Consider the following 24,217-nt stretch of genomic DNA (forward strand, 5'->3'; position numbering starts at 1 on the left):
GCATGCCGAATTATGGTAACCAATTCCTTTACGCCGGCTCGATCCTGAAAATTGCTTTATGAGCCATGACCGTAGCCGCAGTGTCCCGAAATGGTTGGTGCAGGCCGTAGGGAGTGAATGTGGCGTAAGTATCACACGCAATCATTTTTTTGTTTTGGTGATGAATTAGGTGTGGGCGGAGACAGCTCACTTGTCCGCAAGGCAATCGTCAAAATGCATTCGGCGGCCGGAATGAAATCCCGACCGCCGAAAATTGGAAGTGCCGCTGAGAGGTCTTAGGCGGAGAGCATCAGGTCCATGTTCTGGACCGCGGCACCCGAGGCGCCCTTGCCGAGATTGTCGAGCAGGGCGACGAGATTGACCTGGGTGGTGCCCGGCGTGCCGAACACGAACAGCTTCATCGTATCCTTGCCGGCCAGTTCGACCGCATTGACGCGCGGCAGGGCGCGGCTGTCCGCAAGCGGGACGACCTGTACGATGTCCTGGCCGGCAAAATGCGCGGCAAGCGCGACATGGATGCTGTCCATCGTCGCGCCTTCGGCGAGGTCGTCGAGATACAACGGCACCTGCACGATCATGCCCTGCGGGAACTTGCCGACCGACGGCGAGAAGATCGGCGCGCGATCGAGCAGCCCATGCGTCGTCATTTCCGGCACATGCTTATGGGTCAGCGGCAGACCGTAGAGAAAATGCGGCGCGGTAATCGCATCCGGATGATCGGCATTTTCCATCTGCGCGATCATCTGCTTGCCGCCGCCGGTGTAGCCGGAAACGGCATTGACAGTCACGGGATAGCCGTCCGGCAAGATGCCGGCGTTGCGCAGCGGCCGAATGAGGGCGATAGCGCCGGTCGGATAGCAGCCAGGATTGGCGACGAAACGCGCGCTCGTGATCTTGCCGCCCTGATCCTTGTCCATTTCGGCAAAGCCATAGGCCCAATCCGGATGCACGCGGAAGGCGGTCGAGGTGTCGATGACGCGGACATTGTTGTTGGCCGAGACCATCTTCACCGCTTCCTTCGACGCATCGTCGGGCAGGCAAAGAATGGCGATGTCGGCGCTGTTCAGCATGTCCTCGCGCATTGCGGCATTGCGGCGCTCCGCTTCCGGAATGGACAGAAGCTCGACGTCGCGGCGGTCGGCCATGCGCGTGCGGATCTGCAAGCCCGTGGTGCCGTGTTCGCCATCGATGAAGATCTTCGGTGCCATGTCTTTATTCCTGCTCTTTCAATAGGTTCAGAATGTTTCCGGACTCAGTTTGCCATGAAGTTGATTCAGAATGATAACAGCTGGTCTCAACGACCGTTTGCACGCTTTTCAGCGTGAAGACCGAGCATATACATCGCCACTGTCGCCCCTGCAATGGCGGTGATGTCGGCATGGTCATAGGCCGGTGATACCTCAACGACATCGGCGCCCCTGATATCGAGCTGATGCAGGCGCTGCAGCGTCGACAGGATTTTCGCGCTTGACGGCCCACCGGCCACGGGCGTCCCCGTGCCCGGCGCATAGGCCGGGTCGAGGCAGTCGATATCGAATGTCAGGTAGGTGGGCGCGCCCCTGGTATGGGTGATGATGGTCGACGCGATATCGGCGGCGCTCATATCCTCGACCTCGTGGCCATGGAGAACCCGGATGCCGTAGTTCTCCGGCGCATGGGTGCGTATGCCGATCTGGATTGAGCGGTCGGGATCGATCAGGCCATCGCGGGCGGCGCGGGCAACGAAGGAGCCGTGATCGATGCGCCTGCCATCGTCGAACCAGGTATCCTGATGCGCGTCGAACTGCACCAGCGCCAGCGGGCCATACTTGGCGGCATGCGCTTTGAGCAAAGGCCAGGTGACGAAATGATCACCGCCGAGCGTCAGAAGAAAAGCGCCGCTGTCGAGGATCGTGTTTGCTTGGGCTTCGATCGCCGCCGGCGTCTCCTGGTGATTGCCGTAATCGAGCAAGCAATCGCCATAGTCGATGACGGACATCTCGGCAAAGAGATCGCGGTTGAAGGGGTATTGTGGGTCGTTGTCGAAGATCGCGGAGGCGCGGCGGATTGCCTGCGGCCCGAAGCGCGTTCCCGGCCGATTGGAGGTGGCCGCATCGAAGGGGATGCCCCAGACGACGGCATCGACGCCTTCGAGCGATTTGGTGAAGCGGCGGCGCATGAAGGAGAGCGCGCCGGCGAAAGTCGGGTCGCTGGCGGCGGATGTCAGGCTGGTCGTTGTAAAGGCATGATCGATCGACGTGCTCGGCACGGATTTCTCCTTCGGTTAGGCTGAAAGCACAGGCTAGCTCGACGCGCGCAAGCATCCATGCCTGCAAGGCTTTGCTATTTGCTGGCTGGAGCTGAGCATTGGTAGACCTGCTTGACGCAAGCGATTTTCGGCGTGGAGCATTTGGCTTTTCCGTCGCTGAGGGTGCAGACCGAGCATTGATCGGTGAACTCCTTGCAATCCGGATTGGCCTGTATGAATTCCTTCATGCTTTCCATCTGCGCTTGCTCTTGCGTTGTCGGCTGCGGAGCGTCCGCCGAAAGGGCAGGCGAGATGCCCGATATCACAAGCAGAAATGCCAGGATCAATCCAGCTATCGTCCGTGTCATCCTGAAGCTCCTCCATGGGTGATGCGGGAGTTTGCCATAAAATGCGCGCTTTGCCTGCATGGCGATGTGGCATACGTCAAAAAAGATCAGGAAAAACAAAAAAGGCCGGGCAAAGCCCGGCCTTTCCAAAATCCGATCTCGGATAAGCGATTAACGCTTCGAGAACTGGAACGAACGGCGAGCCTTGGCGCGGCCGTACTTCTTGCGTTCGACGACGCGGCTGTCGCGGGTCAGGAAGCCGCCCTTCTTCAGGACCGGGCGCAGGCCCGGTTCGAAGTAGGTCAGAGCCTTGGACAGGCCGTGACGAACAGCACCGGCCTGGCCGGAAAGACCACCACCGGCAACGGTGGCAATGATGTCGAACTGGCCATCGCGGGCAGCAGCGAAGATCGGCTGGCGCAGAATCATCTGGAGGACCGGACGGGCGAAATAAGCCGTGTAGTCCTTGCCGTTGACGATGATCTTGCCAGAGCCGGCCTTGAGCCAAACGCGGGCAACTGCGTCCTTGCGCTTGCCGGTCGCGTAGGAGCGACCGAGCGAGTCAACCTTGCGGACGTGAACGGGAGCAGCTGCTTCCGATACCGTGCCGAGATCCTTCAGGGAAGAGAGATCAGCCATTATCAGGCGCTCCTTACGTTCTTCTTGTTCAGCTTGGCCACGTCGAGAACGACTGGCTGCTGCGCTTCATGGGGATGGTTGGAGCCGGCGTAGACGCGCAGGTTCTTCATCTGGCGACGGCCGAGCGGGCCGCGGGGAACCATGCGTTCGACAGCCTTTTCGACGACGCGCTCCGGGAAGCGGCCTTCGATGATCTGACGAGCGGTACGCTCCTTGATGCCGCCGGCATAACCGGTGTGCCAGTAGTAAACCTTGTCTTCGTACTTCTTGCCGGTCAGAACGATCTTGTCGGCATTGATAACGATGACGTTGTCGCCGTCGTCGACGTGCGGCGTAAAGGTAGCCTTATGCTTGCCACGCAGACGCATAGCGATGATAGAAGCGAGACGACCAACGACAAGCCCTTCGGCGTCGATGAGAATCCACTTCTTCTCCACCTCTGCAGGCTTCTGGGAGAAGGTTGCCATGTTGTATACTCTCTTTTAGGACCCTGGACCCGAGGGCATCAGGGCGTTTCTTGTTGCTTGGTTTGGCGAGCGAAACGAACGCCAAAAAAGAAAACGGCCCGGAAAGGCTGTGATCTGGGGCGGCTTATAGAGAGAATGTGCAAGAAGGTCAATATGATCGATTTTGACACTTGTAAAAATCACAAAGCAAAATCAGCATGTTACCTATAGGGTATTTATATACCACATACTTTTTGGCCTCAAACCAGCTTCAGAATCAGAACGCCCGCGGCAATGATCGCGCCGGCGATGTAGCGCCAGATGCTCGACCGCTCTTTTAGAATGACCACGGAAATCACCAGCGCAAACAGGATCGAGGTTTCCCGCAGTGCCGCGACGGTGGCGACGGGCGCCTTTGTCATCGCCCATAACGCCAGGCCATAGGATGCGATGGAGCCGGCGCCGCCGATCAGGCCGCGCCACCAATTATAGCGGACATGGGCGGTCACGGCGTTCACGCCGCGCTGCGAGATCGCCCAGGCGAACAGGAGTACCGGCGGCAGAAGCGACATCCATAGCGTATAGGATATGGAGTTGCCCGATAGCCGCGCGCCGATGCCGTCGACATAGGTATAGGTGGCGATCACCACGGAATTGGAAAGCGCGAGCTTGATGGCTGTCCGCCCGCCCTTACGCGCTTCGAAGGCCAGCGTCATGATGCCTGCGCAGATGGTCATGATGCCGAGTACGGCGCCGCCCGACAGGCTCTCCTTGAGGATGAAGCCGCTGGTCGCCGCGATGATCATCGGCGCAACGCCGCGCATCAGGGGGTAGACGAGGCCGATATCGCCGGCGCGATAGGCGGCGGCCACCAGCTGGAAATAGGCGAACTGCAGGATCGCCGACGCGCCGATGAACGGCCACGCGGCGGAGGCTGGCAGCGGCAGAAATGCTAGGAAGGGCAGGGCCGTCGCCGCGCCGCCGGCCGAAACCAATGCCGCATCGAGCGACTTGTCAGTGCCGGCCTTGATGATCGCATTCCAGGTCGCGTGCAGCAGGGCGCCGAAAAGGACAAGAGCGACGACGTCAAGAGACACGGAAACCTCAAGGAAATAGGCGCTAGCGGGCAAAAACTTGATAATTTGTGGTTATCGCGCCGCCATTTGATCCTCAATGCACCAAAAAGCAACAGATAAGCCGGTCCATGGTTTGTCGACCATATTGCCGCGCTATCGATCGGCGGAAAATACGCCGGCTCCGTCGTTTCCTATCCGTTCTATTTTCGATACTCAACTATGAGGTGTTTCTAATGCATGTGGGTATGAAGCGAGAACAAAAATTGGATGTCGAGTGAACGCATTGTGGCGGCCGTCGTCGATGGGTGCTCAAAGCGCTGTGAAAATACCGAAGAGAAATAGCGTTAATCAATTTGGCGATCCGGCTTCGTCCGGTCTCCGTCGTCTGGAGAATGACACGTATGCCGAGGCATGAAAGGCGGTAAGCGGAGATAGATGCGGGCAAAACTCAAGCGCAATAACATATCGGCGCGACGCTGGCTTTTTCTAGAGAAATCAACTAGCATTCTCAACTGAGACAACAAAAAGTAATATTTATTGTAGAATAAGTGATTTTTAACCACGCTCTTTTTTCGCAGTAAATTCATGTGATAGCATATATCGTCCGTTCGCAATCGGGCCTCATTCTGTAACTCATTATAAGATTTCACTAATTCACCTCTGAATGAATAGTGAACAAAAATCGCATTTCATGAGAACACAACCCGCCAACTGGAACGGGCGTGATTGAAAGCGCTTTGGGCGCGACCCCAAAAATCCTATGCGCCAGAAACTATTTTACGTTGCGACAGGCCAGGTATGGCGACAGCGGCCGACCTGATTCGAATCCGGGCGCGGAAACAAATAGAGAGAAAGATTCGGAGCAATCAGATGCTTGCAGGGGTTGCGATTAATCTTATCGGCGATAAAAATTTTTCATCGCCGAAGGAAAATATCGTCGTCGTCGAAGTCGGTTGATGGTCGGCAGGTATAGACGGGGCAATTGGCCCGGTCTTTGGTCGGCATGTAGTCCTGATAGGCATAGTAGCCGGCATTGCAGGCATTGCTATCCGAGACGTAGCGATCGTAGAGCGTCATGTTGCGGACCCTCGTGGATGGATATCGCATGATGACGGCCCGTTCGCGGTTGATGATTGCCCTGGCCTCGGCGCAGGTGAAGGACATTGCATTGTAGCGTGATATCGCCAATGCCGGCGTGGTGGCCGAGGTGATCAGCAAGCCCAGCAGGATGATTTTTTTCATCGGGGCAATCCTCCCTGAAACTGTTATAATCCTTATATATACATCCAAAAGCGAAGCTTTGGCTTCCGGATTTGTGACAAAACACAAGTGTGATCGAATGGGGAGGCTCCGTGATGAACCACGACCGTTATGATGATTCCTATATCGCCGATATCCTTTTGTCCGTGCGCACCATCGCGCTCGTCGGCGCATCACCCAATCCCGAGCGTCCGAGCAACGGCGTCATGGCCTATCTGTTGGCGCGGGGCTATCGCGTCATTCCGGTCAATCCCGGACAGGCCGGCAAGGAGATCCTCGGCCAATGGGTCTTCGGCCATCTATCCGACATCCCGGAGCCGGTGGACATGGTCGATGTCTTTCGCGCGCCGGAATATCTGCGATCGGTGGTCGAGGAGACGATCATGATCGAGCCGCGCCCGCCAGTCATCTGGGGCCAGCTCGGCGTGCGTGACGATGCTGCTGCGGCGAGGGCGGAAGCGGCCGGTGTCAAGGTCATCATGGACCGCTGCCCGGCCATCGAATATCCGCGACTGGTCGCCTGACGCAGGCATAACGCTCATCCACGAGCACTGGCCATTTGTCGCGTGATATCAACGAAAGAGAGCAAGTTTTTCCTGTAAGAGGAAGAGCTTGGAAATCTTCGCGGTTACCTTTCAGATCCGAGGCGCTATGATCCTGTCATCGCGATAATAATGTTGACGGGAGGAAAGATCATGGCGACGAACAATCCGGGTTTCGACACACTGGCGATCCATGCGGGCGCGCAGCCGGACCCGACGACGGGTGCCCGCGCGACGCCGATTTACCAGACCACCTCCTTCGTCTTCCAGGATGCGGATCATGCCGCAGCGCTCTTCGGGCTGCAGCAGTTCGGCAATATCTATACCCGCATCATGAACCCAACCCAGGCGGTGCTGGAGGAGAGGGTGGCGGCCCTCGAAGGCGGCACGGCGGGCCTTGCCGTTGCCTCCGGCCATGCCGCTCAAATGATCGTTTTCCACACTATCATGCAGCCGGGCGACAATTTCGTCGCGGCCAAGCGGCTCTACGGCGGCTCGATCAATCAGTTCGGCCATTCCTTCCAGAATTTCGATTGGCATGTTCGCTGGGCTGATTCCGATGATCCCGCCACGTTCGAAGCACAAATCGACGGACGCACCCGCGCCATCTTCATTGAAAGTCTCGCCAATCCCGGCGGCACTTTCGTGGATATCGCGGCGATCGCGGCGATCGCTCGCAAGCATGGCCTGCCGCTGATCGTCGACAATACCTTGGCAAGCCCCTATCTCATCCGGCCGCTGGAGCATGGCGCCGATATCGTCGTGCATTCCCTGACCAAATTCATCGGCGGTCACGGCAATTCCATGGGCGGCATCATCATCGACGGCGGCACCTTCGACTGGTCCGCGTCGGGCAACTATCCAATGCTGTCGACGCCGAGGCCGGAATATAATGGCATTGTGCTGCACGCGACCTTTGGCAATTTCGCGTTCGCCATCGCCTGCCGGGTCCTTGGCCTGCGTGATCTCGGCCCCGCTATTTCCCCCTTCAACGCCTTCCTGATCCTGACCGGCATCGAAACACTGCCGCTGCGCATGCAGCGCCATTCCGACAATGCGATTACGGTCGCACGCTGGCTGAAGGGGCAGGACAAGGTGGCCTGGGTGAATTATGCCGGCCTGGAGGATCACCCGAACCATGCGCTGCAACAGCGCTATTCGCCGAAGGGCGCGGGCTCCGTCTTCACCTTCGGCCTGAAGGGCGGCTATGAGGCGGGCAAGGGCTTCGTGGAAGCCCTGGAACTCTTCTCCCATCTCGCCAATATCGGCGACACGCGCTCGCTGGTCATCCACCCGGCCTCCACAACGCACAAACAGCTCACCGACGAGCAGAAGATTGGCGCCGGTGCCGGTCCTGACGTCGTGCGGCTGTCGATCGGCATCGAGGATGTGAAGGACATCATCGCCGATCTGGAGCAGGCCCTGGCGAAGGTTTGACGCGCGCCAACCACTTTCTCGGTTTACGGCCTCGTGGAGATCGCAATTTCGTTGCAATTGGTCCGCTACAACTTTAGCGACGAATTGAAACGGTGAGCTCCAGAAAACCATGACCTCAAGATTGCGCGTAGCGGTCCTCTTTGGCGGACAGTCCTCAGAACACGATGTTTCCCTCCTGTCCGCCCGCAACGTCATAAAAGCAATCGATGTCGAGAAATACGAGATCGTGCCGATCGTCATAAGCCGTGATGGACGATGGTTGCTGATCGATCTGGAAGGGAGCTCTCTGCCTGACCCAGTCGCTTATGCTGGTCTTGAAGTCTGCCTGCTGCCGGGCGGCAAGGGCCGGATTCTTGCTGTCAGCGATCCGGCCGGGCCGCGAGAGTTGCCGGCGATAGATATCCTGTTCCCGGTCCTGCACGGTCTCTATGGCGAGGATGGCTCCATCCAGGGCCTCGCCCGTATGATCGGCGTTCCCTTGGTCGGCTGTGGCATCCTTGGATCGGCAACCGCCATCGACAAGGATATCGCCAAGCGCCTGCTGCGCGACGCCGGCCTGCCGGTTGCCCGTTCGATCACCGTCAGACCTGGCGATCACCCTTCGTTTGAAGAGGCGGCGAGCAAGTTGGGATCGCCGATCTTTGTCAAGCCGGTGCGACAGGGCTCTTCCGTCGGCGTCAGCAAGGCGGCGAACGCCGACGAATTTCGAGCAGCGCTCGTCGAAGCGTTCAAGCATGACGACAAGGTTCTGATAGAGGAGTTCGTCAAGGCGCGTGAAATCGAATGCGCCGTCCTGGAGCAGACCGATGGGACGCTGTTTGTTTCCCTGCCGGGCGAGATCGTCACCGGCCAGGACCACAGCTTCTATACCTATGAAGCAAAATATATCGATGAAGATGGCGCCGTGACTCGCGTGCCGGCAGAATTGCCTGCCGATCTGACCCAGCGTCTTCGCGAGCTCTCGCAGGATGCGTTTCGTGCATTGGGCTGCGAAAGTCTCGCGCGTGTCGATTTCTTCGTAAGGCCGGACATGAGCATGGTGGTGAACGAGGTCAACACGATGCCGGGCTTCACCAATATCAGCATGTATCCCAAGGCCATGGAAGCGAGCGGGATTTCCTATCCAGTGCTCGTCGACCGGCTGATCGAACACGGGCTTGCAAGAGGCGGGCGATAACCGGATTGTTGTTCTTCAACGTCGCGGAGTTGACCAGATGCGAGACATTACGACAGCCCGTTTCGAGCTCGGCATGAGGGATTTATGACAACATATTTACGATTGGATACCGCCGGCATCGAACCGGAAACGGGCGCGCCGGCCGAGGATCGGGTCATTTCCGGAGCGCCGGAATTTCGCACCTGGAATGCCGAGGAGGCCGATGGCGGGCTCTATGCGGGCATCTGGGAGGCGACGCCGGGCAAATGGAAGATCGTCTATGACGAGTGGGAATATTTCCACATCCTCTCCGGCCATTCGGTGGTAACTGCCGAGAATGGCGAGACTTTTCACCTGCGTGCCGGCGACCGGATGATTCTAAGGCCCGGCTTCAAGGGGACCTGGGAAGTCATTGAAACGACTCGCAAGGACTATGTGATCCGCCTCTGAAAGCGCTTCGGATTCCGTCGCGAAGCCAGTTGAATCAAAACATGAAGACCGGTGTCGAATCAATGCGCGCCGGTCTTTTTCATGCGGTCCTCGGGGCGGCCGTTTCCATTGCCACAGGTTGTGTCACCGGGCTTTCACCAAACTGTCATCAAACTGAAACACTGCGCCTTTAGACGCATCACTGTCGCCAGGAGATTCAGGTGGGCGTTACCAACCGATGGGACACCCCGCGCCAGACTCCTGCTCGCCATCCTTTCATCACTTGAGGAAGTGAGTCTAACATGCTGAACCAGAAATTTCGTTCGCTTTGCCTGACGGCGGGCTTCATCGCTGCCATGTCCGTTTCGGCCTCGGCTGCCGACATCACGGGCGCTGGCTCGAGCTTCATCGCGCCGGTTCTGTCCAAGTGGGCTGAAGGCTATAAGGCCGCGACGAACAATGTCGTCAATTATCAGTCGGTCGGTTCGGGCGCCGGCATCAAGCAGCTCCTCGACAAGACCATCGTGTTCGGCGCTTCGGACAAGCCGATGAGCGACGCTGACCTCGAGAAGAACGGCATTGCCCAGTTCCCGATGATCTCCGGCGGTATCGTCGTTTCCTATAACGTTGAAGGCGTGAAGCCGGGCGAACTCGTTCTCGACGGCAAGACACTGTCCGACATCTTCCTCGGCAAGATCGCCAAGTGGGACGATGCGGCCATCAAGGCCCTCAACCCCGACGTTAAGCTGCCTTCCACGCCGATCTCCGTCGTTTATCGCGCCGACAGCTCGGGCACGACCTTCAACTTCACCGACTACCTGGCGAAGGTTTCGCCGGAGTGGAAGGAAAAGGTTGGTTCGAACACGGCGGTTGAATGGCCGGTCGGCTTCGGCGCCAAGGGTTCCGAAGGTGTTTCCACCACTGTCAACCAGACAGCTGGTTCGATCTCCTACGTTGAATATTCCTACGTCATCGCCAACCACATCGGTTTTGCGAAGATGAAGAATGCTGCCGGCAAGGTTATCGAGCCGAGCCTCGACACATTCAAGGCTGCTGCTTCCAACGCCGATTGGGCCAATGCCAAGAACTTCAACCTGATCATCACCAATCAGCCGGGCGACCAGAGCTGGCCGATTGCAGCTTCGACCTGGGTTCTGCTCTACAAGAAGCCGGCCGATCCTGCTGTCAACGAAGAAGCGCTGAAGTTCTTCAAGTGGTCCTATGAACACGGCCAGAAGGACGCGACCGCCCTGTCCTATCTTGCTATCCCGGAGAGTGTTGCCGCGGTTGTTGAGAAGTCCTGGACGAAGGACTTTGGCGCGAAGTAATTTGTGCTAGCTGAGAAGTTACGGCGGACAGGGTATGCCCCTGTCCGCCTTTCGTGACAGGACAAGGGGAAATCGATGGCTGATGCGACTCAGACGGCTGGCTTCCAGGCACTGGATACCAGCGCCGTCACCAGAAAATTCCGGATACAGGATCGGATTTTCTATTTTATGACGCTTGGCTCGGCTACTCTTGTCGTGCTTCTGCTGCTGGCGATCATCGTCGTTCTTATCATCGATGCCTTGCCAACCTTCCAGGCCTTCGGGTTTTCGTTCCTCTGGGGCACGAAGTGGAGCGCTCCCGTCGATATCTATGGCGCTGTGCCTGCCGTGGTCGGTACGCTGGTGAGTTCGTTCATCGCCATGCTGATCGCCGTTCCCCTGGGCATTGGCATCGCCATCTTCCTCACGGAACTTTGCCCCGGTAGCCTGCGACGTCCGATCAGTACGGCCATCGAGCTTCTGGCCGGTATTCCCTCTATTATCTACGGCATCGTCGGCCTGTTCATTCTCGTGCCGCTGATGCAGACCTATATTCTGCCCTTCCTTATGATGACGATCGGCCAGGTGCCGTTGATCGGCCTGCTGTTCCAGCCGCCGGCGCCGGGCGTCGGCCTGTTGACCGCAAGCCTCGTACTGGCCATCATGATCCTGCCATTTATCACCGCGATCTCCCGCGACGTGTTCGGCACGGTGCCGCCGATGCTGCGTGAATCCGCTTACGGCACGGGCATGACCACATGGGAGGTGGCTCGCCATATCCTGATCCCCTATACGCGTCGCGGCCTCGTCGGCGGCATCATGCTCGCCCTTGGCCGCGCGCTTGGCGAAACCATGGCCGTCACGTTCGTTATCGGCTCGGTGAGCCGCCTGCAATCGTCGATCATCTCGCCGTCCACCACCATTTCCGCCCAGATCGCGAACAATTTCGGCGATGCCGATGGTCTGCAATTGTCGAGCCTAATTGCGCTCGGCCTGCTTCTGTTCGTCCTTTCGTTCTGCGTGCTCGCGGCGGCGAGGTGGATGATCGGCCGCGGCACCGCGCTTTGAGGAAAAAAACCATGGACAATGCAATTCGTCAGAACCTCGTGTCGAGGCGTTATGGGAAGAACCGGGTGATGATGGTCTTGTGCCTCATCGCGGCCATTCTCGGCATATTCTTTCTCAGCGTGATCCTTGGAACCTTGATTTATCGCGGTGTATCGGCGCTCAGCCTCGACGTGTTCACCATGTCGATCCCGGCCCAGGGCTCGCGCGGTGGCCTGATCAACGCGATCTATGGCACGGTACTGGTCACGGGCTGCGCCATCCTGATCGCAGCGCCGATCGGCATTCTCGCCGCCACCTATCTGGTGGAATATGCCAACGGCACCAAGCTTACCGAGGCCGCCAAGTTTCTCAACGATATCTTGCTGTCCGCACCCTCGATCATCATCGGCGTGTTCGTCTACGGCGCCGTGGTCGTACCCATGCACGGCAACTCTGCCATCGCCGGCATCCTCGCGCTGGCGCTGATCGCCCTTCCGGTCGTCAACCGCACGACGCAGGACATGCTGTTGCTGGTGCCAAACGAGCTTCGTGAGGCGACCGCAGCACTCGGCGCGCCGCGCTGGAAGTCGATGACGATGGTGATCTACCGTTCCGCCTGGACCGGCATCCTCACCGGCATCCTGCTGGCCGTTGCCCGTATCAGCGGCGAAACCGCGCCGCTTCTCTTCACGGCTGGCTACAGCAAATTCATGAATGCAAGTCTGACCGGTCCAATCGCCACGCTGCCGGTCGCCATCAATACGCTCGCCGCCGACGCAGGCGAGGATCTGAAACAATTGGCATGGGCCGGCGCGCTGATCATCACCGTTGCCATCCTTGCCCTCAATATCCTTGCCCGTGTCTTGAGTGGACGTCGCCAATGACGCAGCCGCCGAACGATAGGAATGAAACCATGAACATGAGCGACAACAATTTCCAGAGCGTCAACGCGCAGCCGGGGAAGGACGCCGTTTCTCAGTCGGATCTCGGCATGCTCGCGAAACTTGAGGTGAAGAACCTCGATTTTACCTATCAGAACGGCCATCGCGTTCTGAAGGGTGTGAATATGAACATCCGCAAAAATGCGGTCACCGCCTTCATCGGCCCTTCGGGTTGCGGTAAGTCCACGCTGCTGCGCACCTTCAACCGGATGTATGATCTCTATCCGGGCCAGACGGTTGGCGGCGAGATTCTGCTGGACGGTCGCAATATTCTCGCCAAGGACGTCGATCTGAACGATTTGCGCGCCAAGGTCGGCATGGTGTTCCAGAAGCCTACGCCGTTCCCGATGTCGATCTATGAAAACGTCGCTTTCGGCATCCGGCTCTATGAGAAGATTTCCAAGGCCGAAATGGACGCCCGCGTCGAAGCGGCGCTGACGGAAACAGCACTATGGAGCGAAGTGAAGGAAAAGCTGCACCAGAGCGGACTTGGCCTTTCCGGCGGTCAGCAGCAGCGCCTCTGCATTGCCCGCGCCATCGCCTTGCGTCCGGAAGTCCTGCTTCTCGACGAGCCGACCTCAGCTCTTGACCCGATCTCGACCGCCAAGATCGAGGAACTTGTCTCGCAGCTGAAGGGGGAGTTCACCATCGTCATCGTGACGCACAACATGCAGCAGGCCAGCCGTATCTCCGACAGCACCGCCTTCATGTATCTCGGCGACCTGATCGAGTACGGCCCGACCGAGCAGATCTTCCAGGCGCCGAAGGTGAAGCGCACGGAAGACTACATCACCGGCCGTTACGGCTGATATGACAGAAGCGGGCCTCACCGCAGCCGGCAATTTTACGATGGCGCGCCCGCTTGGCGCGCCATTTTGCGTTTTGGGTCGCGGTAGGGGCAGGGTAAAGGGATCACCCCGCCATCCTCTCCTTCACCAGCTCAATTCCAGTCGGTCGAGACCGTGGAAGTGATAGACGTCCTTGACCTCGGGCGTCTTGGCGAGCTTCAGGCCGGGCAGGCGCTGGAACAGGATCGGCAGCACCACGTTCAGCTCCAGCCGCGCCAGCGGCGCGCCGATGCAGAAATGGATGCCGGCGCCGAAGGAGAGGTTCGGTGCTTCATTGCGGTCCGGCTTGAAGGTGAGGGGATCGGAGAATTTCCTGGGGTCCAGATTGGCGGCGGCGAGGATCATCGCCACCTTGTCGCCACGTTGGAACGAAACGCCGTCTATTTCCGCCGGCTCCAGGCACCAGCGGTCGAAGATATGCACCGGCGCGCAGATACGCAGCGTCTCCTCCACGGTGCGCTCTGTCGTCGCCTCGTCCTTGAAAAGCGCCGATGGCGCATAGCCGCTTTCCAGGATGACGCGGACAGAGTTGCCGATCTGGTGCACGGTCGCCTCGTGCCCGGCATTGAGCAGCACGATCGTCGTCGACACCAGCTCGTCCTCGGTCAGGTACTGGCCCTTGTGCTCGGTGGTGATCATATGGGTCAGGAGATCGTCGCGCGGATTGGCGCGGCGCTCGCGGATGACGGATTTCACATAATCGGAGAATTCCTTCGCGGCCTGATCCGCGGCGTCCTCGTCTTCGCGCGTGCGGCCGAACATGTACATGCGGACATAGGCATGCGACCACTTCAGAAGCTGCGGCCCCATCTCCTCCGGAATGCCGATCATCCCGGCGATCATGGTGACGGGGATGATATCGGCAAAGGCCGACAGCAATTCCACTTCGCCCTTCTTCTCGAATTTGTCGATCAGCCGGTTCGCCAGCTCGGCCAGCTCCGGCTTCATCTTCTCGACATGGCGGGAGACGAAGGCGCGGTTGACGAGGGTTCGAAGCCGCGTGTGTTCCGGCGGCTCGATTTCGAGCAGGGAATGCTGCTCGGCCAGATCGAAGTTTTTCAGATGCGCCTGTGGCGCGGCCATGCCGAGCTCTTCGCGGCTGGCGATGTGCAGGATCTGCCGGCCGAATCGGCGGTCGCGCAGCAGCCCGTTCACATGGTCGTAGCCGATGAAATACCATTGCTTCTGCTCTTCCCAGTAGAAGGTGGGACATTCGGCATGCAAGGCGGCGTAGACCGCGTTCGGGTTGCCGTAGAAGGCGGGGTTGCGGCCATCGAGGGAAAGGCGGCGTGCGACGGGATCGATGGAGAAAATGGAGGATATGGTCATGAGAAGAGGATTATCGGAATAAATCGGATGGGAAAAGACCGTTGCATCTGTGCCAACATCGCCGGATTTCATCCTTCCTTCACCTTTTGGTTGGGAAATGCGGTGGAATACTCGTATCGCGTCATCGGGTCTATTGGCATCAGCGGCAGGAAACGCTTCTTCGACATCTATTGAGCATTAGTCCTTTTTGACGTTATCCCTTCGGGCGTCTTGAAGTGCAGGGCGGTGACACTCTATGTAGGGATAAAGAATTTATTCGATTCCCGGCGTTATCGCCGTCGGGGCAAGCTTGGTAAAGGACGCACATGAGAAATCCAGTCGATACAGCTATGGCTCTGGTGCCGATGGTTGTTGAGCAGACCAATCGCGGGGAACGGTCCTACGACATCTATTCCCGCCTGCTGAAGGAGCGCATCATCTTCCTGACCGGCCCGGTGGAAGATCACATGGCGACGCTGGTCTGCGCCCAGCTTCTCTTCCTCGAGGCGGAAAACCCGAAGAAGGAAATCGCGCTCTATATCAATTCGCCGGGTGGTGTCGTGACCGCCGGCATGGCGATCTACGATACGATGCAGTTCATCAAGCCGGCCATTTCGACGCTTTGCATCGGCCAGGCTGCGTCCATGGGATCGCTGCTGCTTGCCGCTGGCGACAAGGACATGCGTTTCGCAACGCCGAATTCCCGCATCATGGTTCACCAGCCGTCGGGCGGTTTCCAGGGGCAGGCTTCGGATATCGAACGCCATGCCCGCGACATCATCAAGATGAAGCGTCGCCTGAACGAAATTTACGTCAAGCATTGCGGCCGGACCTATGAAGAGGTCGAGCAGACGCTCGATCGTGACCATTTCATGTCCTCCGAAGAGGCCAAGGATTGGGGTCTGATCGACAAGGTGCTGACGTCGCGTACCGAAATGGAAGGTGAAGCCGCTACGTGAGTTATCCACGCGGCGGTGACTTCTACGCCACAGTTCTATCCCATTTGTGATCGAATAGGGGTTTAATGTGGAGCGGAACACGGTAATAGTAAGCATTCATGCTATGTAGCGTTTTTATGACATGGCATTCGGCATTCGAAGGGGGATTCGTTGCCACCGCGGCCCGGCAGGTTTGTTGGGCTGCGTTCAGTACCCCGAAGAGCGCCGCGACCTGCTGATGAAACGAGGGGCAGGTCCGGCGGGCGCATTGAGTGGACCGCGATTTCGATTTGGAATCCGCGGCGTGCTGGAAGGAAAAGGATATGAGCAAAGTCAGCGGCAGCAACGGCGGCGACTCCAAGAATACTCTGTATTGTTCATTCTGCGGCAAGAGCCAGCATGAAGTCCGGAAGCTGATTGCCGGACCGACCGTCTTCATCTGCGATGAATGCGTCGAATTGTGCATGGACATCATCCGCGAGGAAAACAAATCCTCGATGGTCAAATCCCGCGACGGCGTGCCGACGCCGCAGGATATCATCAAGGTTCTCGACGAATATGTCATCGGCCAGAGGCAGGCGAAGAAGATTCTGTCGGTGGCGGTGCACAACCACTACAAGCGTCTCGCTCATGCGTCCAAGAACGGCGATGTCGAACTGGCGAAGTCGAACATCATGCTCGTCGGCCCGACCGGCTGCGGCAAGACCTATCTTGCGCAGACGCTGGCCCGCATCATCGACGTGCCCTTCACCATGGCTGATGCCACGACGCTGACCGAAGCCGGTTACGTTGGCGAAGACGTCGAAAACATCATCCTGAAGCTGCTGCAGGCTGCCGACTACAATGTCGAGCGTGCCCAGCGCGGCATCGTCTACATCGACGAAGTCGACAAGATTTCCCGCAAGTCGGACAATCCGTCGATCACCCGCGATGTCTCGGGCGAAGGCGTGCAGCAGGCGCTTCTGAAGATCATGGAAGGCACGGTTGCTTCCGTTCCTCCCCAGGGTGGCCGCAAGCATCCGCAGCAGGAATTCCTGCAGGTTGACACGACGAACATCCTGTTCATCTGCGGCGGCGCTTTTGCCGGTCTCGACAAGATCATCTCCGCCCGCGGCGAAAAGACCTCGATCGGCTTCGGTGCCGCAGTCAAGGGCCCCGATGACCGCCGCGTCGGCGAAGTGCTGCGCGAGCTGGAGCCGGAAGATCTGGTCAAGTTCGGCCTGATCCCGGAATTCATCGGTCGTCTGCCGGTCCTGGCGACGCTGGAAGACCTGGACGAGGACGCGCTGATCCAGATCCTGTCGGAGCCGAAGAACGCGCTCGTCAAGCAGTACCAGCGCCTGTTCGAGATGGAAGACGTCGAATTGAACTTCCACGAGGACGCATTGCGCGAAATCGCCAAGAGGGCGATCGTGCGCAAGACCGGCGCTCGCGGCCTGCGCTCGATCATGGAAAAGATCCTGCTCGACACCATGTTCGATCTGCCGGCGCTGGAAGGTGTCCGCGAAGTGGTCATTTCCGAGGAAGTGGTTCGTGGTTCCGCCCGCCCGCTCTACATCTATGCCGATCGGCAGGATGAAAAGGCCAACGCCACCGCCTGATCGACAGATCTGCGGCTTAAATCCAGGGGCTCGTCGTTGACGGGCCCCTTTCTATTTGAAAAATCGTACAGTTTGCTGATAAAGTCCGGGATAAGCTTATGGGAACGCCGTCCAAACCGGTTGTGAAGAGCGCCCGCCGCAGCCATGATGGCATGATTCCGGAATCGTCGGTGGATTGGGCTTTCGCCCGGCTTTGGTCCTCCGGGGCCGCGTTACCGGCAGTGTTCGAGTAGCCGGGGTCCGGTGTTTGTTGTTGCGTTCCTTCTCGTGAATACGTGTTTCGCTGCCTCACGGCGCACGCGTCCCGCACGACTTGAAATAGATAATGTGAAGCTCCACTTCTAACCCAAGTGAGAGAGCCGGCTAATCCCCTAAAGCCGGTAGAGAGCCCGGGAACGGGACGACGGAAAGGAAATGACATGACTAAGAAAACGTCTGCGGCAAATGAGAGCATTGCCTATCCGGTATTGCCGTTGCGCGACATCGTGGTTTTCCCCCACATGATCGTGCCGCTGTTCGTCGGACGGGAGAAGTCCATCCGCGCGCTGGAAGAGGTCATGGGGTCTGACAAGCAGATCATGCTGCTCACCCAGATCAATGCCAGCGATGACGATCCGGCCCCGGATGCGATCCACAAGGTCGGCACCGTGGCCAACGTACTGCAGCTCCTGAAACTTCCCGACGGCACCGTCAAGGTACTGGTCGAAGGCAAGGCACGCGCGGAGGTCGACACCTATACGGCGCGCGAGGATTTCTACGAAGCCCTCGGCCACGTCTTGCATGAGCCGCAGGAAGATCCGGTCGAACTGGAGGCGTTGAGCCGCTCGGTCGTTTCGGAATTCGAGAGCTATGTGAAGCTCAACAAGAAGATTTCGCCGGAAGTGGTCGGCGCCGCCAGCCAGATCGAAGATTATTCCAAGCTCGCTGACACGGTTGCCTCGCATCTGTCGATCAAGATCACCGAGAAGCAGGAGATGCTGGAAACCACGAGCGTCAAGGGCCGCCTCGAAAAGGCGCTCGGCTTCATGGAAGGCGAGATTTCGGTGCTGCAGGTCGAAAAGCGTATCCGCTCGCGCGTCAAGCGCCAGATGGAGAAGACGCAGCGCGAATACTACCTGAATGAGCAGATGAAGGCGATCCAGAAGGAACTCGGCGACGGCGAGGAAGGCCGCGACGAGATGGCCGAACTGGAAGAGCGCATCTCCAAGACGAAGCTATCCAAGGAAGCCAAGGAAAAGGCCGACGCGGAGCTGAAGAAGCTGCGCCAGATGAGCCCGATGTCGGCGGAAGCCACCGTCGTGCGCAACTATCTCGACTGGCTGCTGGGCATCCCCTGGCACAAGAAGTCGAAGGTCAAGGCCGACCTGCACAATGCCGAGAAGATCCTCGAAGCGGATCATTTCGGCCTGGACAAGGTCAAGGAGCGCATCGTCGAATATCTGGCCGTCCAGGCTCGTGCCGCGAAAATCAAGGGCCCGATCCTGTGCCTCGTCGGCCCTCCGGGCGTCGGCAAGACTTCGCTCGCCCAGTCGATTGCCAAGGCGACCGGCCGTGAGTATGTCCGCATGGCGCTTGGCGGCGTTCGTGACGAAGCCGAGATTCGTGGTCACCGCCGCACCTATATCGGCTCGATGCCCGGCAAGGTCATCCAGTCGATGAAGAAGGCCAAGAAGTCCAACCCGCTCTTCCTGCTCGATGAAATCGACAAGATGGGTATGGATTTTCGTGGCGATCCGTCTTCGGCTCTTTTGGAAGTGCTGGATCCGGCGCAGAACTCGACCTTCATGGACCATTACCTGGAAGTCGAATACGACCTGTCGGATGTAATGTTCATCACGACGGCGAATACGCTGAACATCCCGGCTCCGCTGATGGACCGCATGGAGATCATCCGTATCGCCGGCTACACCGAAGACGAGAAGTGCGAAATCGCCAAGCGGCACCTGCTGCCGAAGGCCATCAAGGAACACGCGTTGCAGCCGCAGGAATTCTCGGTCAGCGACGATGCCCTGATGGCAATCAGCCAGCAGTACACCCGCGAAGCCGGTGTTCGTAACTTCGAACGCGAATTGATGAAGCTCGCCCGCAAGGCGGTCACCGAGATCATCAAGGGCAAGAGCAAGTCCGTCGCGGTCACCGCTGCGAATATCGACCAGTATCTCGGCGTTCCACGCTTCCGCCATGGCGAAGCCGAACGTGAGGATCAGGTCGGTGTCGTCACCGGTCTCGCCTGGACGGAAGTCGGTGGTGAGTTGCTGACGATCGAAGGCGTGCTGATGCCGGGCAAGGGTCGCATGACCGTTACCGGCAATCTGAAGGAAGTGATGAAGGAATCGATTTCAGCGGCGGCCTCCTATGTCCGCTCGCGCGCCGTCGATTTTGGCATCGAGCCGCCGCGCTTCGACAAGAGCGACATTCACGTTCACGTACCGGAAGCGGCAACGCCGAAGGATGGTCCGTCGGCCGGTGTCGCGATGGCAACCGCCATTGTCTCGATCATGACCGGCATCCCGGTTTCCAAGGATGTCGCCATGACGGGGGAAATCACGCTGCGCGGACGTGTCCTGCCGATCGGCGGCTTGAAGGAAAAGCTGCTCGCAGCGCTTCGCGGCGGCATCAAGAAGGTGCTGATTCCGGAAGAAAACGCCAAGGATCTGGCGGAGATTCCGGATAACGTGAAAAACAACATGGAGATCATCCCGGTATCCCGCATGGGCGAGGTGATCAAGCATGCGCTGGTTCGCAGGCCCGAGCCGATCGAATGGGACGGCACCGTCGAAACACCGGTGATTGCAACAGTCGAGGGTGTGGACGATGTCGGTGCGACGATCGCGCATTAAGTGCGGTTTCGCCTGATTTATGACAAATTGACACAAAACCAGAAAAGACCGGCGTTTTTGCCGGTCTTTTTTTGTGAAAAGCTTTTGGCAGTGCTTGCTTTTCCTTGATTTGCAGGGCTTTTGGGGTTGCGGCGGGCCGGAGCATACGTATTCTGCGCCCCGCTAACAGACTAGTCGTTTCATACCAGTAGAAAGGGGTGGAAACATGAATAAGAATGAGCTCGTGTCCGCAGTGGCCGAGAAGGCCGGTATTACGAAGGCCGACGCTGCTTCCGCTGTTGACGCTGTTTTCGATGCCGTGCAGGCTGAACTGAAGAAGGGCGGCGACATTCGTCTCGCAGGTTTCGGTAGCTTCACCGTTTCTCACCGTGCAGCCTCCAAGGGTCGTAACCCGTCGACCGGCGCTGAAGTTGACATCGCGGCTCGCAACGTGCCGAAGTTCACGCCCGGCAAGGGCCTGAAGGACGCTGTTAACAGCTGATTTTGTTTTCACCTGCCGCCAGGCGTTTTCCCTGGGGGTGGAGGATATTGGGGGTCCGAATTTTCGGATCCCCTTTTTTATTTGCAGCTCTCGCTCATAGAAGCGTTCGTCCGCCGTTGACCGCAAATTTCTGACCCGTCAGGAAGTCCGCCTTGTTCGAGGCGAGGAATACCACCATGTGGGCGATGTCCTCCGGCGTCCCGAAATGCCCAAGCGGGGTCTGATCGAGATATCCATCGATCGACTGTTGAGACGCTCCGACATGGCGCTCGACGGGAATCCAGCCGGGAGCGACCAGATTGACCGTGATCCCCTCGGGTGCCAGTTCCCGGGCCCAGGAGCGGGTCATCGAAAGCATGGCGCCTTTTGCCGATGCATAGTTCCCGACATGAGGATTGCCGAGCTCTGCTATTTCCGAGCCGATATTGATAATTCGTCCCGACTTGCGCGCGCGCCAATCCGGCAGCACCGCCTGAAGCAGTTCGAGGGGCGCTTTGACGAAGAACTCGAGCTGATCGAGATAGGTTTGCCAGGATTGCTCCATCAATGGCATGCTCGGCTGCGGACCCGTTGCGTTGTTGACGACCAGGTCGACCGGACCGAGCGCGTCCCTGATTGCATCCAGACCTGCGGTCAGCTGAGCCTTGTCGATCACGCTGAACTTCGCCGCATAGGCATTGCCGCCCCGTTGCAGGATCGCCTCAACCACCGCTTCTGCGCCTGGCGTATCGTTCGCATAATTGACAGCCACGGCCCAGCCGTCCTCCGCCAATCCGCGCGCGATGACCGCGCCAAGACCACGGGACGCGCCCGTTACCAGAGCCACCTTCATTGAATTTTCCTCCTTGATCCCTGTTCGTAGCCGGGTCTGCACCCGGCCACGTGTTGTCTAGATCGTCGTTGCTCTTACCAACGGTGGTGGACGTGCGGAGCGATCAGGCGCTCGTAGATCTCACGCGTAGCGGTCATGACATCGGCCGAGAGTGGCGCGAGGTTGGCGGCGGCGGCATTGGCTTTGGCCTGCTCGGCGTTGCGGGCGCCGGGAATGACAACCGTGACAGCATCGTTCATTAGAATCCAGCGCAGCGCGAAGGCCGCCATGCTGGCGCCGGCCGGGACCAGCTTGCGCACCTCTTCCACCGCCTGCAGGCCGACCTCGAAAGGCACGCCGGCAAAGGTTTCGCCGACATCGAAGGCTTCGCCGTTGCGGTTGAAGTTGCGGTGGTCATCGCTGGCGAAGTGGGTGTCGCGGGTGATCTTGCCGGAGAGCAGGCCGGAGGCGAGCGGCACGCGGGCGATGACGGCGACCTGTTTCCGCTTGGCTTCCTTGAAGAACAGATGGTCAGGGCGCTGGCGGAAGATGTTGTAGATGATCTGGATGCTGACGACGCCTGCATACTCGATCGCCTTCAGCGCTTCCTCGACCTTCTCGACGCTGACGCCGTATCCCTTGATCTTGCCGGCCTTCTGCAATTCGTCGAGACCGGCGAAGACCTCGGGACGATAGAGGACTTCGGTCGGCGGGCAATGCAGTTGCACCAGGTCGAGGCTGTCGACGCCGAGATTCTTCAGGCTGCGGTCGATGAAGCCTTCGAGGTTGGCCTTGGTGTAGCCGTCAGCGACATGCGGGTTCAGCCGACGGCCGGCCTTGCTCGCAACCATCGGGCGCGCGCCGCCACGGGCCTTCAGCACGTCGGCGATGATCTTCTCGGAGCGGCCATCGCCATAGACGTCGGCAGTGTCGATGAAGGTCATGCCGGCGTCGAGTGCTGCGTTCAGTGCGGCGCGGCCATCGGCCTCGCTGACATCTCCCCAGGCGCCGCCGATTTGCCAGGCGCCGAAGCCGACATCCGTGACGGTGAAGGGTGTGCGGCCGAAAGCATGGTGTCTCATGAAAATCTCTCCGTTCGTGCTGAATGTCTAGCGCAGTAGCAGCCGTCTGAAGTCGCGGCAAGCGCGTGAGGATGGCGCAGGATCGCAATCGTGTGACATAGGAATATGACAGCGCTCGGCAATACACGAAAGCATGGGATGACCCGCGCGGCATGGTGTTCATCAGCGTCGTATTTGCCTAAAAGGGATGCCAGATATCTGACATCGACCGGAGCCTATGGCCTCTTTCAGCTTCATCCACGCCGCCGATCTGCATCTCGGCAGTCCTTTCCAGGGGCTGGCCTTGAAGGATGCTGCTGTCGCCTCGATCTTCGTAGAGGCCAGCCGCAAGGCCTTTTCGACGCTGGTGGGGCTGGCAATCGAGAAACAGGTCGATTTCTTCCTCATCGCCGGCGACGTTTACGACGGCGATTGGAAAGACAACAAGATCGGCCTGTTCTTCAATCGCGAAATGGCGCGGCTGGAGCGGGCGGGCATCCCGGTCTATCTACTGCGCGGCAATCACGATGCGGCAAGCGTCATCACCAAGACCATCACTCTGCCGGAGAACGTCCATGAATTCCCGACCAGCAAGCCCGGCTCCGTCAGGCTGGAAGCGCTGCGGGTGGCGCTGCACGGGCAGGGTTTTGCCGAGCGCTCGGCCAATGACAATCTGGCCATAAACTATCCAGCACCCGTATCCGGCTGGTTCAATATCGGCATTCTCCACACATCGCTCACCGGCCGCGAGCCGCATGCGCCCTATGCGCCGTGCTCGGTCGAGGATCTGCGTTCGCGCGGCTACGACTATTGGGCGCTTGGCCATGTCCATGACTATGAAGTGGTGGCAACGGATCCGCTGGTGATCTTTCCCGGCAATCTGCAAGGTCGCAGTATTCGTGAGCGTGGCGCCAAGGGAGCGGTGCTCGTCACCGTCGAGGATGGCCGCATAAGCCACGAACGGCTGATCGTCGACGAGGCGCGGTTTGCGCAGGTCGATATAACGGTCGATCCCGAGGACGATCAGGCCGCGATCCTGCGTCATGTCGAGCAGGCGGTGCAGCCGCTGGCCGATGACATGGCGGGGCGGATGACGGCGCTGCGGGTTCGGCTGTCGGGTATCACGCCGCTGCAGGGCGCCATCGCCGCCAATCGCCAGCAATGGCGTGACGAAGTCGAGGCAGCCTGCCATCGCGTGCATGAGGATATCTGGCTGGAAAAGCTGGAACTGCGGCTGGAGCAGCCCGCAGCGGCGTCTGTCGAGGCCAATGGCACGCTCGATCTCGGGCAATTGCTTTCCGAGCATGCCGGCGACGCGGGCATCGTGGCCGAAGCGGGCCGGCTCGTCGGCGAGATTGCGGTTCGTCTGCCAGGAGGTTTGGGCGCGGCAGAGTTGCCGCTGGACGATACTCTGGAGACCTTGATCGAAGAAGCGCGGCAATTGCTGTTGGCGCGCGGGCAGGGGGCGAGCTGAC

Annotated in this window: 23 protein-coding genes; 13 read left to right on the forward strand and 10 right to left on the reverse strand. The window is 59.0% G+C overall.

Annotation, left to right across the window (positions count from 1 at the left end):
• Positions 1–275: 275 nt before the first annotated feature.
• From argC to EX00_RS27270, 7 genes are all read right to left on the reverse strand, one after another.
• Positions 276–1,208, reverse strand: a complete 933-nt coding sequence (gene argC / locus EX00_RS27240; protein WP_047464921.1) for an N-acetyl-gamma-glutamyl-phosphate reductase — start codon at positions 1,206–1,208, stop codon at positions 276–278.
• Between the two features lie 86 nt (positions 1,209–1,294).
• Positions 1,295–2,248: an agmatinase gene (gene speB, locus EX00_RS27245; RefSeq protein ID WP_047464924.1), complete on the reverse strand. Its 954-nt coding sequence runs from the start codon at positions 2,246–2,248 to the stop codon at positions 1,295–1,297.
• A 74-nt stretch (positions 2,249–2,322) separates the two neighbouring features.
• Positions 2,323–2,724: a hypothetical protein gene (locus EX00_RS27250; protein ID WP_234709119.1), complete on the reverse strand. Its 402-nt coding sequence runs from the start codon at positions 2,722–2,724 to the stop codon at positions 2,323–2,325.
• Positions 2,725–2,745: 21 nt separating this feature from the next.
• A complete protein-coding gene (rpsI, locus tag EX00_RS27255; protein WP_037194169.1) occupies positions 2,746–3,213 on the reverse strand; it encodes a 30S ribosomal protein S9 in 468 nt (155 codons plus the stop codon).
• Positions 3,214–3,215: 2 nt separating this feature from the next.
• Positions 3,216–3,680 (reverse strand): 50S ribosomal protein L13, encoded by a 465-nt coding sequence (gene rplM / locus EX00_RS27260; RefSeq protein WP_007692724.1) that lies wholly within the window; start codon positions 3,678–3,680, stop codon positions 3,216–3,218.
• Between the two features lie 239 nt (positions 3,681–3,919).
• On the reverse strand, positions 3,920–4,756 hold the full coding sequence (locus tag EX00_RS27265) for an EamA family transporter (protein ID WP_047464927.1): 837 nt from the start codon (positions 4,754–4,756) through the stop codon (positions 3,920–3,922).
• Between the two features lie 894 nt (positions 4,757–5,650).
• Positions 5,651–5,977, reverse strand: coding sequence for a hypothetical protein (locus tag EX00_RS27270; RefSeq protein WP_047464929.1), 327 nt, complete (start codon positions 5,975–5,977; stop codon positions 5,651–5,653).
• Positions 5,978–6,090: 113 nt separating this feature from the next.
• On the opposite strand from EX00_RS27270, the gene EX00_RS27275 reads away from it, so the two are divergent.
• From EX00_RS27275 to pstB, 8 genes are all read left to right on the forward strand, one after another.
• A complete protein-coding gene (locus EX00_RS27275; RefSeq protein ID WP_047464931.1) occupies positions 6,091–6,519 on the forward strand; it encodes a CoA-binding protein in 429 nt (142 codons plus the stop codon).
• Positions 6,520–6,690: 171 nt separating this feature from the next.
• Positions 6,691–7,974: an O-acetylhomoserine aminocarboxypropyltransferase gene (locus EX00_RS27280; RefSeq protein WP_047464934.1), complete on the forward strand. Its 1,284-nt coding sequence runs from the start codon at positions 6,691–6,693 to the stop codon at positions 7,972–7,974.
• A gap of 109 nt (positions 7,975–8,083) precedes the next feature.
• Positions 8,084–9,151 carry a D-alanine--D-alanine ligase family protein gene (locus EX00_RS27285; protein WP_047464936.1) on the forward strand — a complete coding sequence of 356 codons (1,068 nt, stop codon included), beginning with the start codon at positions 8,084–8,086 and terminating at the stop codon, positions 9,149–9,151.
• Positions 9,152–9,235: 84 nt separating this feature from the next.
• Positions 9,236–9,580 (forward strand): cupin domain-containing protein, encoded by a 345-nt coding sequence (locus EX00_RS27290; protein WP_047464939.1) that lies wholly within the window; start codon positions 9,236–9,238, stop codon positions 9,578–9,580.
• 335 nt (positions 9,581–9,915) lie between these two features.
• Positions 9,916–10,887 (forward strand): phosphate ABC transporter substrate-binding protein PstS, encoded by a 972-nt coding sequence (pstS, locus tag EX00_RS27295; RefSeq protein WP_234709127.1) that lies wholly within the window; start codon positions 9,916–9,918, stop codon positions 10,885–10,887.
• A gap of 75 nt (positions 10,888–10,962) precedes the next feature.
• Positions 10,963–11,934 (forward strand): phosphate ABC transporter permease subunit PstC, encoded by a 972-nt coding sequence (pstC, locus tag EX00_RS27300; RefSeq protein ID WP_047464945.1) that lies wholly within the window; start codon positions 10,963–10,965, stop codon positions 11,932–11,934.
• A gap of 11 nt (positions 11,935–11,945) precedes the next feature.
• The gene (gene pstA / locus EX00_RS27305; RefSeq protein WP_052210969.1) at positions 11,946–12,797 is read left to right on the forward strand and encodes a phosphate ABC transporter permease PstA; all 852 of its coding nucleotides are present in this window, start codon (positions 11,946–11,948) and stop codon (positions 12,795–12,797) included.
• Positions 12,798–12,904: 107 nt separating this feature from the next.
• Complete coding sequence (gene pstB / locus EX00_RS27310; RefSeq protein WP_047465203.1) at positions 12,905–13,663, forward strand: phosphate ABC transporter ATP-binding protein PstB; 759 nt, start codon at positions 12,905–12,907, stop codon at positions 13,661–13,663.
• Between the two features lie 123 nt (positions 13,664–13,786).
• On the opposite strand, the gene EX00_RS27315 is transcribed toward pstB, so the two are convergent.
• Positions 13,787–15,031, reverse strand: a complete 1,245-nt coding sequence (locus tag EX00_RS27315; RefSeq protein WP_047465206.1) for a cytochrome P450 — start codon at positions 15,029–15,031, stop codon at positions 13,787–13,789.
• Between the two features lie 305 nt (positions 15,032–15,336).
• Here EX00_RS27315 and clpP point away from each other — a divergent pair, with 305 nt between their 5' ends.
• The 4 genes from clpP (at position 15,337) to hupB (ending at position 20,870) form a co-directional block, all read left to right on the forward strand.
• A complete protein-coding gene (gene clpP, locus EX00_RS27320) occupies positions 15,337–15,969 on the forward strand; it encodes an ATP-dependent Clp endopeptidase proteolytic subunit ClpP (RefSeq protein WP_047464947.1) in 633 nt (210 codons plus the stop codon).
• Positions 15,970–16,271: 302 nt separating this feature from the next.
• Entirely contained in the window at positions 16,272–17,549 is a 1,278-nt protein-coding gene (clpX, locus tag EX00_RS27325; protein WP_047465209.1) for an ATP-dependent Clp protease ATP-binding subunit ClpX, read from the forward strand.
• Positions 17,550–17,968: 419 nt separating this feature from the next.
• Complete coding sequence (gene lon, locus EX00_RS27330) at positions 17,969–20,389, forward strand: endopeptidase La (protein WP_047464950.1); 2,421 nt, start codon at positions 17,969–17,971, stop codon at positions 20,387–20,389.
• Between the two features lie 205 nt (positions 20,390–20,594).
• The gene (gene hupB, locus EX00_RS27335; RefSeq protein WP_007692705.1) at positions 20,595–20,870 is read left to right on the forward strand and encodes a DNA-binding protein HupB; all 276 of its coding nucleotides are present in this window, start codon (positions 20,595–20,597) and stop codon (positions 20,868–20,870) included.
• Positions 20,871–20,964: 94 nt separating this feature from the next.
• Here hupB and EX00_RS27340 read toward each other — a convergent pair whose 3' ends face one another.
• A complete protein-coding gene (locus tag EX00_RS27340; protein WP_047464953.1) occupies positions 20,965–21,702 on the reverse strand; it encodes an SDR family oxidoreductase in 738 nt (245 codons plus the stop codon).
• Between the two features lie 74 nt (positions 21,703–21,776).
• Complete coding sequence (locus EX00_RS27345) at positions 21,777–22,763, reverse strand: aldo/keto reductase (RefSeq protein ID WP_047464955.1); 987 nt, start codon at positions 22,761–22,763, stop codon at positions 21,777–21,779.
• A gap of 217 nt (positions 22,764–22,980) precedes the next feature.
• On the opposite strand from EX00_RS27345, the gene EX00_RS27350 reads away from it, so the two are divergent.
• On the forward strand, positions 22,981–24,216 hold the full coding sequence (locus tag EX00_RS27350; RefSeq protein ID WP_047464958.1) for a metallophosphoesterase family protein: 1,236 nt from the start codon (positions 22,981–22,983) through the stop codon (positions 24,214–24,216).
• The last annotated feature ends 1 nt before the right edge of the window (position 24,217 follow it).

This window comes from Martinezella rhizogenes (assembly GCF_000799715.1).
GTDB classification, from domain to species: domain Bacteria; phylum Pseudomonadota; class Alphaproteobacteria; order Rhizobiales; family Rhizobiaceae; genus Rhizobium; species Rhizobium rhizogenes_C.